General features: G+C 60.7%; 11 protein-coding genes. 7 read left to right on the top strand and 4 right to left on the bottom strand.

What is annotated here, in order from left to right; translation table 11 throughout:
• Positions 1–19: 19 nt before the first annotated feature.
• The 3 genes from BFP89_RS05020 to BFP89_RS05010 form a co-directional block, all read right to left on the bottom strand.
• A complete protein-coding gene (locus BFP89_RS05020) occupies positions 20–715 on the bottom strand; it encodes an ABC transporter permease (protein WP_065883173.1) in 696 nt (231 codons plus the stop codon).
• A 74-nt stretch (positions 716–789) separates the two neighbouring features.
• Positions 790–1,542 (bottom strand): ABC transporter substrate-binding protein, encoded by a 753-nt coding sequence (locus BFP89_RS05015; protein ID WP_005783892.1) that lies wholly within the window; start codon positions 1,540–1,542, stop codon positions 790–792.
• A gap of 13 nt (positions 1,543–1,555) precedes the next feature.
• The gene (locus BFP89_RS05010; RefSeq protein WP_065883171.1) at positions 1,556–2,329 is read right to left on the bottom strand and encodes an ABC transporter ATP-binding protein; all 774 of its coding nucleotides are present in this window, start codon (positions 2,327–2,329) and stop codon (positions 1,556–1,558) included.
• 556 nt (positions 2,330–2,885) lie between these two features.
• On the opposite strand from BFP89_RS05010, the gene gabP reads away from it, so the two are divergent.
• From gabP to BFP89_RS28875, 3 genes are all read left to right on the top strand, one after another.
• Positions 2,886–4,277 carry a GABA permease gene (gene gabP / locus BFP89_RS05005; protein ID WP_065883169.1) on the top strand — a complete coding sequence of 464 codons (1,392 nt, stop codon included), beginning with the start codon at positions 2,886–2,888 and terminating at the stop codon, positions 4,275–4,277.
• Between the two features lie 146 nt (positions 4,278–4,423).
• The gene (locus tag BFP89_RS28880; RefSeq protein WP_158254501.1) at positions 4,424–4,594 is read left to right on the top strand and encodes a hypothetical protein; all 171 of its coding nucleotides are present in this window, start codon (positions 4,424–4,426) and stop codon (positions 4,592–4,594) included.
• A gap of 146 nt (positions 4,595–4,740) precedes the next feature.
• Positions 4,741–4,911, top strand: coding sequence for a hypothetical protein (locus tag BFP89_RS28875; RefSeq protein WP_176718393.1), 171 nt, complete (start codon positions 4,741–4,743; stop codon positions 4,909–4,911).
• 977 nt (positions 4,912–5,888) lie between these two features.
• On the opposite strand, the gene BFP89_RS04995 is transcribed toward BFP89_RS28875, so the two are convergent.
• A complete protein-coding gene (locus tag BFP89_RS04995; protein ID WP_065884460.1) occupies positions 5,889–6,302 on the bottom strand; it encodes a hypothetical protein in 414 nt (137 codons plus the stop codon).
• Positions 6,303–6,442: 140 nt separating this feature from the next.
• Between BFP89_RS04995 and BFP89_RS04990 the strand changes: the two genes are divergently transcribed.
• From BFP89_RS04990 to BFP89_RS04975, 4 genes are all read left to right on the top strand, one after another.
• Positions 6,443–7,408, top strand: a complete 966-nt coding sequence (locus BFP89_RS04990; protein ID WP_065884459.1) for an arsenic resistance protein — start codon at positions 6,443–6,445, stop codon at positions 7,406–7,408.
• Positions 7,409–7,494: 86 nt separating this feature from the next.
• Positions 7,495–9,102: an ArnT family glycosyltransferase gene (locus BFP89_RS04985; protein ID WP_065884458.1), complete on the top strand. Its 1,608-nt coding sequence runs from the start codon at positions 7,495–7,497 to the stop codon at positions 9,100–9,102.
• 238 nt (positions 9,103–9,340) lie between these two features.
• Positions 9,341–11,059: a ShlB/FhaC/HecB family hemolysin secretion/activation protein gene (locus BFP89_RS04980; RefSeq protein ID WP_065884457.1), complete on the top strand. Its 1,719-nt coding sequence runs from the start codon at positions 9,341–9,343 to the stop codon at positions 11,057–11,059.
• Positions 11,060–11,090: 31 nt separating this feature from the next.
• The coding region (locus tag BFP89_RS04975) for a filamentous hemagglutinin N-terminal domain-containing protein (protein WP_141689035.1) at positions 11,091–11,788 on the top strand (698 nt) is incomplete at its 3' end.

Below are 11,788 nucleotides of genomic sequence, written 5' to 3'. Positions count from 1 at the left end.
AGCCAGCTGTAGTCACCGCTCATTGGGCGCTCCTTGCAAAGCCGCGGGCGGCGCGTTTTTCCAGGAAGTGCATGCTGGTCATCGCCAGTACGGTCAGGCCCAGGTACATGAATGCGGCGACCATGAAGAAGGTGAACGGCTGCTTGGTCACGGTCACGCCGATCTGCGCGTGGCGCATGATTTCTTCCAGGCCGATCACTGACACCAGCGCAGTGTCCTTCATCAGAATCATGAACAGGTTGCCCAGGCCCGGCAGGGCGATGCGCCACATCTGCGGCATGATCAGTCGCGTGAAAATCCGGAATTTCGACAGCCCCAATGCCACACCGGCTTCGCGGTGGCCCTTGGGAATGGCGAGGATCGCGCCACGGAACACTTCCGTGGCGTAGGCGCCAAAGCACAGGCCCAGGGCGATGACTCCGGCGGCAAAGGCGCTCAGGGAAAGGTCGGGGTTACCAAAAAACTCCCCGAGGGCACGCATCAGGTTGACGGTGCCGAAATAAATCAGCAGCACCCACAGCAATTCGGGAATGCCGCGAACGATGGTCGAATAAGCACCGCCCAGCCATTGCAACGGCTTGTACGGTGAAGTCTTGGCCAGGGCGCCGGCCAGACCCAGCACCAGCCCCAGGCACAGGGCCGTGAGCGCCAGTTTGACGGTCATCAGCGCGCCGGCGGCAAGCGCCGGGCCGAATCCGTAGAGATCGAAATTCATGGTGTTTTCATATCGCGGCAGGCATTGCTGAAAGCCGACGCGCTCAGGTGAGCGCGCCGGGCAGGCCGTTCAGATCATTCGATGCTGAACGGGAAGTACTTGTCGTTGATCTTCTTGTAGGTGCCGTCTGCCTTGATCTCTGCCAGGGCTTTGTTCAGGCGCTCGCGCAGCGGGTCGCCCTTGCGTACGGCGATGCCGATCTTGTCGCTCTCTACCACCGGGTCGCCCTTGAATTCATAGGCCGAACCGTCTTTGCTCTTGAGCCATTCGTACTGCACGTACTTGTCGGCCAGGATGCCGTCGAGGCGGCCGGACGTCAGGTCGAGGTAGGCGTTTTCCTGGGTGTCATACAGCTTGGCCTCGGTGTCGGGCAGCTTGTCTTCCAGGTAGGTACCGGCCAGCGTTGCACGTTGTGCACCGATCACCTTGCCCTTGAGGTAGGCGGCGTCGGTCTTGAAATCCGCCGTGGCTTTGGGCGCAATGAACTGCAGCTTGTTGGAGTAGTACGGGTCGGTAAAGTCGACGGCCTGCTTGCGCTCATCGGTGATGGACAGCGAGGACACCAGGAAGTCGAACTTCTTGGCGTTCAGGGCCGGGATGATGCCGTCCCAGTCGGACACATACACTTCGCACTTCTCGACTTTCATCTTGGCGCACAGGGCGTCGCCGATGTCCTTGTCGAAACCGACGACATTACCGCTGGCGTCTTTATTGTTGAAGGGCGGGTAGGCCGCTTCGATCCCCATCTTCAAGGTTTCCGCCATGGCCGTGGCGCTGAACGCCATCGAGACGGCCGCGGCCAGAAGGAATTTTTTATAGGTCTGCATGCATGTTGCTCCGTTAGCGGTTGCTGGACATGAATTGTTTGCAGCGCGCCGAAAGCGGGTTGTCGAACACCTGCTGTGGCGATCCTTGCTCTTCGACCAGGCCCTGGTGCAGGAACACCACTTCGCTGGACACTTGGCGGGCGAAGCCCATTTCGTGGGTGACCAGCAGCATGGTGCGGCCTTCTTCGGCCAGCGCGCGGATCACATTAAGTACTTCCTGGACCATTTCCGGGTCAAGCGCCGACGTTGGCTCATCGAACAGAATGACTTTAGGCTGCATGGCCAACGTCCGCGCAATGGCGGCGCGTTGTTGCTGGCCACCGGACAGTTGCGCCGGGTAGGCGTGACGCTTGTCAGCGATGCCGACCTTGGCCAGCAGGGCTTCGGCCACTTCTGTCGCCTCGGCCTTGCTCTGGCCGAGTACACGGCGAGGCGCCTCGATGATGTTGTCGAGGATGCTCATGTGCGGCCACAGGTTAAAGTTTTGAAACACAAAACCGATTTCGCTGCGCAGGCGGTTGATCTGCTTGCCGTCGGCAGCAAACAATTCGCCGTTTTTCGCGGACTTGAGCTTGAGTTCTTCACCGGCCACCAGGATCTGCCCCTGGTGCGGGTTTTCGAGCAGGTTGATGCAGCGCAGGAAGGTGGACTTGCCGGAGCCGGAGGAACCCAGGATCGAGATCACATCGCCGTCGCGAGCGGTCAGCGAGATACCTTTGAGTACCTCCAGCTCACCATAGCGTTTATGCAAGTTGCGGATTTCAAGCGCGGGCGTGGCCTCGGCCATGTGCGGTCCTCATTGTGTTCGTTGCGATCTTCGCTGTTGGGCCGCCTTCCTGGCGAGGCGCCAAGCTAGCATAGCGTTTGGATGACAGCCAACAGCGCTGCGGACGGTTAACGGGTGGTCTGCGGCAGGGTGTCGCATCGGCACAGCGGCGTGTCGCGCCATCTACAACCGAACAGACGTTTGAACCCGGAGCATCTACAGGCTTCGCGTAAAAAAGGGCGCGATGGTGCCAGCTTTGGGCAGGTGTTGGAAGGGTTAACCGGGCAAACGGCGCTTATCAGCGCTTTAATGGAGCGTCACGCACTTTCTGTGTGTGTTTTTGGTGCACCTGTCCGTCTGCAAGGTGAGTCGCACGGTAACGCTATAGCGGAATGCCATTGTTCTCAAAGACTTGCGATCACTACTGAATTTTCCTACAGCCCACGTCAACTGTGCCTTTGTTACATTTTGGCGCAAATCTTGCGTAAAAAATAAAGAACGCCCTGTTGGTTTCTTTTCACGAGAAAGACCGCAGGCCCGGCGAACCGTTTTCGCAATTCCTCGCAAAGGTGTGTCAATGAGTAGTACGCAAAGCTCCAATGACCTCGAACAGGGGCTCAAACCGCGGCATGTCACCATGCTGTCGATTGCCGGTGTTATCGGTGCCGGTTTGTTTGTCGGCTCCGGCCACGCGATTGCCGCCGCCGGCCCGGCCGTACTGCTGGCCTATGCGGCTGCCGGTACGCTGGTGGTACTGGTGATGCGCATGCTTGCCGAGATGGCGGTTGCGTCGCCGGACACAGGTTCATTCTCGACTTACGCCGACCGCGCAATCGGCCACTGGGCCGGGTTCACCATCGGCTGGTTGTACTGGTGGTTCTGGGTGCTGGTGATTCCGCTGGAAGCCAACGCGGCGGCGACCATCCTGCATGCCTGGTTCCCCGACGTGGCGATCTGGGCCTTTACCCTGATCATTACCTTGCTGCTGACCGCGACCAACCTGTTCAGTGTGAAGAACTACGGTGAGTTCGAGTTCTGGTTTGCGCTGATCAAGGTCGTGGCGATCGTGGGCTTCGTTATCCTCGGCCTGGCGGCGATTTTCGGCTTGCTGCCCACCAGCCAGGTCAGCGGTGTATCGCACCTGTTCGACACCCAGGGCTTTATGCCGAACGGCATGGGCGCGGTGCTGGCAGCGATCCTGACCACCATGTTCTCGTTCATGGGCACTGAGATTGTCACCATTGCCGCCGCGGAGTCGAAGAATCCCGGCCAGCAAATCACCAAGGCCACCAACTCGGTGATCTGGCGGATTGGTTTGTTCTATCTCTTGTCGATCTTCATCGTCGTGTCCCTGGTGCCGTGGAACGATCCGACACTGGCTGCCGTGGGTTCCTACCAGACTGTGCTCGAGCGCATGGGCATTCCGAACGCCAAGCTGATCGTCGACCTGGTGGTATTGGTTGCCGTGACCAGTTGCCTCAACTCGGCGCTGTACACCGCCTCGCGCATGCTGTTCTCCCTGGGCCGTCGTGGTGATGCCCCGGCTGTGGCCAAGCGCACCAATAAAAGCGGTACGCCTTACTGGGCGGTGCTGCTGTCTACCGGCGCTGCGTTCCTGGCGGTATTTGCCAACTACGTGGCACCGGCGGCGGTCTTTGAATTCCTGCTGGCCAGTTCCGGCGCCATTGCCCTGCTGGTGTACCTGGTGATCGCAGTGTCGCAACTGCGCATGCGTCAGAAGCGTGCGGCGGCGGGTGAGAAGATTGTCTTCAAGATGTGGCTGTTCCCGGGCCTGACCTACGCGGTGATGGTGTTTATCGTGGGTACATTGACCATCATGCTGTTCCAGGAAGCCCATCGTGTCGAAATCATCGCGACGGGCATTCTGAGCTTGCTGGTGGTGTTGGCGGGGTTGTTTGTAGCCAGTCGTCGCAAGGCCCAGAGAGCCGGCGCTCCCGTACTGAACTGACAAAATGCAGATCAAAATGTGGGAGGGGGCTTGCCCCCGATGACGGTGTGTCAGTCACTTATTTGTTAACTGACCCACCGCAATCGGGGGCAAGCCCCCTCCCACATTTGATATGCGTCAGTCTGCTGAATTCGTCAGGGCTTGGGATGCGGCGATTCGATCCACGCCAATGTACGGCAGCGGGTGAGCTGTTCCAGGAAGCCCATCGTGTCGAAATCATCGCGACGGGCGTTCTGAGCTTGCTGGTGGTGTTGGCGGGGCTGTTTGTTGCCAGTCGCCGCAAAGCCCAGAGAGCCGGCGCTCCCGTACTGAACTGACAAAATGCAGATCAAAATGTGGGAGGGGGCTTGCCCCCGATAGCGGTGGGTCAGTTGACAAATAGGTGACTGACCCACTGCCATCGGGGGCAAGCCCCCTCCCACATTTGATATGCGTCAGTCTGCTGAATTCGTCAGGGCTTGGGATGCGGCGATTCGATCCACGCCAATGTACGGCAGCGGGTGAGCTGTTCCAGGAAGCCCATCGTGTCGAAATCATCGCGACGGGCATTCTGAGCTTGCTGGTAGTGTTGGCGGGGCTGTTTGTTGCCAGTCGCCGCAAAGCCCAGAGAGCCGGCGCTCCCGTACTGAACTGACAAGATGTAGATCAAAATGTGGGAGGGGGCTTGCCCCCGATAGCGGTGGGTCAGTTGACAAATAGGTGACTGACCCACTGCCATCGGGGGCAAGCCCCTCCCACATTTGATATGCGCCAGTCTGCTGAATTCGTCAGGGCTTGGGATGCGGCGATTCGATCCACGCCAATGTACGGCAGCGGGTGAGCTGTTCCAGGAAGCCCGTTGGGTCGAAATCATCGCGACGGGCGTTCTGAGCTTGCTGGTGGTGTTGGCGGGCTGTTTGTAGCCAGTCGTCGCAAGGCCCAGAGAGCCGGCGCTCCCGTACTGAACTGACAAGATGTAGATCAAAATGTGGGAGGGGGCTTGCCCCCGATAGCGGTGGGTCAGTTGGCAAATAGGTGACTGACCCACTGCCATCGGGGGCAAGCCCCCTCCCACATTTGATATGCGTCAGTCTGCTGAATTCGTCAGGGCTTGGGATGCGGCGATTCGATCCACGCCAATGTACGGCAGCGGGTGAGCTGTTCCAGGAAGCTCATCGCGACGGGCATTCTGAGCTTGCTGGTGGTGTTGGCGGGGCTGTTTGTAGCCAGTCGTCGCAAAGCCCAGAGAGCCGGCGCTCCCGTACTGAACTGACAAAATGCAGATCAAAATGTGGGAGGGGGCTTGCCCCCGATAGCGGGGGGGCAGTTAACAAATAATTGACTGACACACTGCCATCGGGGGCAAGCCCCCTCCCACATTTGATATGCGTCAGTCTGCTGAATTCGTCAGGGCTTGGGATGCGGCGATTCGATCCACGCCAATGTACGGCAGCGGGTGAGCTGTTCCAGGAAGCTCATCGCGACGGGCGTTCTGAGCTTGCTGGTGGTGTTGGCGGGGCTGTTTGTAGCCAGTCGTCGCAAGGCCCAGAGAGCCGGCGCTCCCGTACTGAACTGACAAAATGCAGATCAAAATGTGGGAGGGGGCTTGCCCCCTCCCACATTTGGTATGTGTCAGTCTGCTGAGTTTGCCAGCGCTTGGGATGCGGCGACGTAGTCCGCCTGGAACTGCGGCGATTCGATCCATGCCAATGCGGCTGCCTCGTCATCGCTGTCAGTGGCCCATTGCCGATATTCAATCAGCGCGGCCAGGATAAAGTCGGTCGCTTCCTCTTCGCCTTCCTGTTCCAGCACCAGCGCCAGCAGCGGGTGCGCCAGGAATACCGCACACAGCGCCTGCTGGCTGGTTTCGCCCGCCGTGCGCATCTCCACGAACAGCTCGGTCAAGTCCACCGATTCAAGGTCGATACGGCTGTCGTCGCCGGCGAACGCATCCGGCTTGGTGGCGACGGCGCGCTGGGTACGGTTTTGCTTGGCCTTGGTTTTTGCCCGCTGGGCGCGTTTTTGCTGCTTGTTTGGCGAGGCCATGGGCGTAACGTCCTTGGGGTTGGGGCAGGTATTGAAGCGCAGGTTGGGGGAAATCCCAAGCAGGTTTGCTCGCTCATCCAACTCGACCACCGGGCAATAGATGAATAGGCTTGGCTTTCGCCACCTGCCAGAGCGTCTTCATGACCCGCGACACCCTTGAGCACAATCAGATTCCCCTCTATTTTGCTGCCACCCTGCTGGCCGCGCTCTGTGGTGCATTCGCGCCGTCCTTTGCTCAGGGGCTTGGCGTACTGGTCACGCCCGCCATTGCGGTACTGATGTACGCGATGTTCCTGCAAATTCCTTTTCTCGACCTGGGCCGTGGCTGGGGCAGCCAGCGCTTTATGCTGGCGTTGCTGCTGGCCAATTTCATCCTGGTGCCCTTGCTGGTATGGGCGCTGACCCGTGGCCTGCTGGAGTACCCAGCGCTGTTGGTGGGCGCGTTGCTGGTATTGCTGACGCCGTGTATCGATTACGTGGTGGTGTTTACCCACATCGGCAAAGGTGATTCGCGGTTGATGCTGGCGGCCACGCCGTTACTGTTACTGGTGCAATTGGCCCTGCTGCCGGTGTACCTGGGGTTGATACTGGGAGCGCACTCGGAGGTGGTGATCGCGGTCGCGCCGTTTATCGAAGCGTTCCTGTTGTTGATCGCGCTGCCGATGCTGCTGGCCGCGTTGACGGCCTTTTACGCGCGACGATCAATGCTGATCAACCGGTGGAACAGCGCCTGGGCCTGGTTGCCGGTACCGGCGATGGCCCTCGTGCTGTTTGTAGTGATCGGATCGCAGATTACATCGGTGATTCGGGATATCCGCCTGCTTGTGCCGGTGCTGCCCATCTACGCGGGCTTCGCGCTGTTGGCGCCGCTGATGGGGATGTTGGCCGCACGGCTGTTCGCACTGCCGGCGGCAACGGCGCGTGCGGTGACGTTCAGCGCATCCACCCGCAATTCCCTGGTGGTGTTGCCCCTGGCGCTGGCGTTGCCTGAAGGTACACGCGGTTTGGCCGCGACGGCGGTCATCCTGCAAACATTGGTCGAACTGGTTGCGCAGTTGATCTACATCCGCCTGATCCCGGCCCTGGTATGGCGCGCCAGTCGGTAATGCATGAATGTGCAGGTTCGTTCAGACGCTGTTCAGGGGGGCGGTCGGCACCATAAGCCCGCGCTTCCCACCTGACAGGTCACCCGATGGATCATCACAACCGCTTTCGCCTGGAGTCACTGGGCATCTTTCTGATCGCCTTGTTGCTGTTCACCCTGGGTATCTGGGATCAGCACCCTCAGGGTTTCGACGGACGATGGGCGTTGTTCCTGCAGGAAATGTTTCGCCACGGCGCGAGTCTTTTCCCCACCACCTACGGCCAGCCGTACGCGGATTACCCCGGCACTGCGACGTTCTTCAGTTTCGTCTTCGCCCGGCTGTTTGACGCGCCGAACCATCTGGCGAATGTGCTGCCCACCGCGCTCGCTTCGGCGGGGGTCGTTGCCCTGATCTATCGCCTGCTCGCACCGTCCAGCCGGCCCTGGGCATTACTGACGGTGCTGCTGACTCTGCTCACCACCCAACTGCTCGAAAAGTCGCGCTCGGTGTGCCTGGACCAGATGGTCGCGCTGCTGTGCGTCGGCAGTTTCTACCTGCTGCACAGTGGCGAGCGGTTGGGCTCAAGGTTCAGGCAACTCGCGGTTTTCCCCTTGTTTGTCCTGGCCTTCGCGATTCGTGGGCCGTTGGGGTTGATCGAGGTGTGTGGCGTGACATGTGTGTACTGGGCGCTGGGCCGGCCGGGGGAGCGGGTCAGGCAGGTGCTGGTTCACGGCGTGGTCGGCTTGGTGATGCTGGTGGCGTGCTGGTGGGTGCTGATGAAACTCGCCCGAATCAGCGGGGGCGATGCCTTTGCCGATGAGGTGTTCAGGATGCAGGTCGGCGGGCGGCTGGATGAGTCCGGCGAGCCGTTTTACTTCTACTTTCAGCTGAGTTTGTACCGGTACTTCCCGGTGGTGCCGTTGGCCCTGGCGACGTTGATCGCGCTGCGTCACCGCTGGGCGCAGCGCTGGGTCAATGATGATGCGCAGTTGCTGATACGCCTCGGCGCGTGCGGCTTGATGATTTTGCTCGGCCTGTCAGTACCGCACTTCAAGCGTGCCTATTACATCCTGCCCATGGTGCCGATGTTTGCCGCTGTGGCGGCCTATGGGCTGCTTCAGGCGCAAGGCTGGCTCGTTGGCGTGCGCCGCTGCTACGAGGGGCTCGTCGTCGCACTGCCGGCGCTGTGCGTGGTGGTGGTGTTTGCGTGTCGGTATGCCTGGCACAAGCACGGCTATTGGCCTGATGTTTCGATGCCGCTATTGATCGGCGCGCTCGTACTGATGCAAGTGGCGGCGCTGGTGGCGTGGCGTCGGGCCGGGCGGTTGGTGTGGCTGAGCATGATCGCCCTGGCGGCGCAGTGGTTGCTACTGGTCACCGTCATCGAGCCGGCCAAGGATCTTCAGTTCGATACGCGGGAGTTTGTCAGCCAGGTGGAGGCGTTGCGGGATGCGCAGCCGGGCCCTCTGGTATTTGTCGACCTCGGCCGGGACACCTGGGCGGTGCGCTATATGATGAACCTGGACCACGATGAACAGCCGTTTTTCGTCGGGCGTAACGAGCTGGAAAAGCTCGCCACATTGCCCCGGCCATCCTGGGTGATTGTGGCGCGCAAGGACGCGGCGCTGTTGAAGGGTTCGCCGGTCGAGCCGTTGGCGCCGAGCTTTCAGGGGCGGTTGAATGACAATGCATTGATGGTGTTTCTGCTCAACTGAGAAGCCCTTTTTAGAAAGCATCTGAGGCGACGCTCGGCGCGTTACCGTTACTCATCAGTTAGATCATTGCTACCGTCTATCGGAATCGCCAGGCAAGATACCGATGTTTAATAATATTTTATTTAAAAATCAGTCGGTTAGTTGTTTTTAAGGCGCCTGCCGATAAAGCAGTCGGGATATTGGCATGACGCATGCTTCGATGTTAATTTGCCGCCCTTTGTAAATCGACGGATCGAACATGTACTTGCTCCTGCCATGGACTCGGCTGCTGGGCGTCTGCCTGCTGACTTTCTTCACGCTGAACAGCGCATTCGCCGCCCCCACGCCCGGGGACCAGGACCTGATCCGCGATCGGCAGAACCGCCTGCTCGAAGAGCAACAGCGGCGCCTTGAAGAACTCAAGGACCTGCCCGGCAAAGCGGCCAAACCCGAGGCGCCCACCGCGCCCGCCGACACCCGTTGCTTCCCGATCAAAGACATCGAACTCAAAGGCGCCGACAGCCTGCCGGCCTCCGAGCGTGAGCGCCTGCTCAAGCCCTACGTCGGCCAATGCCTGGGCGTGGCCCAGCTCAACGACCTGCTCAAGGCCATCACCGACTACTACCTCGGCAAAGGCCGCGTCACCAGCCGCGCCTACCTGCCGCAGCAGGACCTCTCCACCGGCCACCTGCAAGTGCTGGTGGTGGAAGGCAAGCTCGAAGCCTTGCGCAGCGCCGAAGGCAGCACCGTGACCGAACGCGAATTGGCCATGGCCTTTCCCGGCAAGGTCGGCGAAGCGCTGAACCTGCGCGAAATCGAGCAACTGGTGGACCAGCTCAACCGCCTGCCGTCCAAACAAGCGCAAATGGAATTGACCCCCGGCAAGCAAGTCGGCGGCAGCGACGTGGTGGTCAAGAACACCGCGCAAAAGCCCTGGCGCGCCAGCCTGTCGCGCAATAACGACGGCCAGAAAAGCACCGGCGAACAGCAATGGGGCGCCGGCCTTGAGTGGGACAGCCCACTGGGTCTGGGCGACCAGTTGATTCTGCGCGGCGGCCATGACGCCATCAGCGACCACCAGAAAACCTCGAAAAACACCATGCTCTACTACAACGTGCCGTGGGGCTGGTGGAACTTCAGTTACACCTACAGCGAGAGCGACTACCGCACCTTCGGCGTGACCGATGACTTCAAATACAAGCAGGACGGCGACAACCAGAACCACCAACTGCGCGCCGAACGAGTGATCCACCGCGATGACGTGAGCAAGACCTCGGTCAACGTCGGCCTGGCGCACCTGCGCACCAACAACTACATCCTCGACGTGCGCACCGCGCCCAGCAGCAACCGCCTCAGCGAACTGCAATTGGGCGTCAACCACGGTCGGCGTATCGGCACGGCCTTCGTCAACCTGGACCTGGGCATGCAAAACGGTATCGGCCTGCTCGACGCCCAGTCCCAGGACGAGCGCGACGCCTTCGGCCGCCGCCAGCCGAACTCGCGCTACCGCAAATACACCGCCACCGTCAGCTACCTGCAACCGTTCAGCCTGTGGGGCGAGTCGTTCAGCTTCAGCAGCCTGGCCACCGGCCAACGCAGTGAAGACCCGCTGTTCTCGCCCCAGCGCATGAGCCTCGGCGGCTCGGCTTCGGTGCGCGGTTTCAAGGACCAGTTGCTGACCGGCGACAGCGGCGGCTACTGGCGCAACGAAGTGCGCTGGGCGCGCCCGGTGACCCTCGACTGGATGCGTCCGGCCTTCTTCGAATACGGCGCCAGCGTCGGCTACGACCAGGGCGTGATCCGCAACGACCGCTACAACGACAACGTTCATGGCCGCGTGTCCAGCAACTCCCTGGAGCTGTTCGCCCGAGGCAAGAACGTCAGCACCAGCGTGACCTTTGCCCACTCGCTGGAAAGACCCGGAGTCGTCACCGAGCGCGAAGCGCCGATCTACTTCCGCCTGGATTTGTTCCTGTAATTCAACGTTGCGCCGCAGCGAGAAACTGAAAATGGACGTTCGACAATTTGCCTTCCTGGCCCGCCAACCTTCCGCCGCCCTGAAGCCGCGAAACGCGTTCTTCGGCCTGCCCAAACGCGGGCTGGCGCTGATCCTTGCCAATGCGCTGTTCTGGCAACCGCTGCTGGCCCAGGCCGAGGGCATCGTGGTCAGTGCGCCGGGTACCACGGTGGGCGCAGCGGGCAATGGCGTGCCGGTGGTGAACATCGCCACGCCCAACGGCGCAGGCTTGTCCCATAACCAGTTTCAGCAGTACAACGTCGGCCTCAACGGCGTGATTCTCAACAACGCCAACGGCGCGCTGCAAAACACCCAACTGGGCGGGATCATTGTCGGCAACCCCAACCTCAAGGGCGGCGCGGCCAGCGTCATCCTCAACGAAGTCAACGGCGGCAGCGCCAGCCAGTTGCGCGGTTATACCGAAGTGGCGGGGCAGTCGGCCAAGGTCATCGTGGCCAACCCGTACGGCGTGACCTGCGCCGGTTGCGGCTTCATCAACACCCCCAACGTCACCCTCACCACCGGCAAACCCATCATCGACCCCACCGGCCAGCTGAAAAGCTACCAGGTCGATGGCGGCGCGGTGACCATCGATGGCGAAGGCCTGAACGCCAGCAACATCGACCGCTTCGACATCATCACCCGCTCGGCCAAGATCAACGCACAAATCAACGCCCGCGAACTCAACGT

It is taken from the genome of Pseudomonas sp. 31 R 17, assembly GCF_900004915.1.
Lineage (GTDB): Bacteria > Pseudomonadota > Gammaproteobacteria > Pseudomonadales > Pseudomonadaceae > Aquipseudomonas > Aquipseudomonas orientalis_A.
Note: the sequence above shows the minus strand (reverse complement) of the source record. Positions and strands in the feature narration are given on the sequence as shown.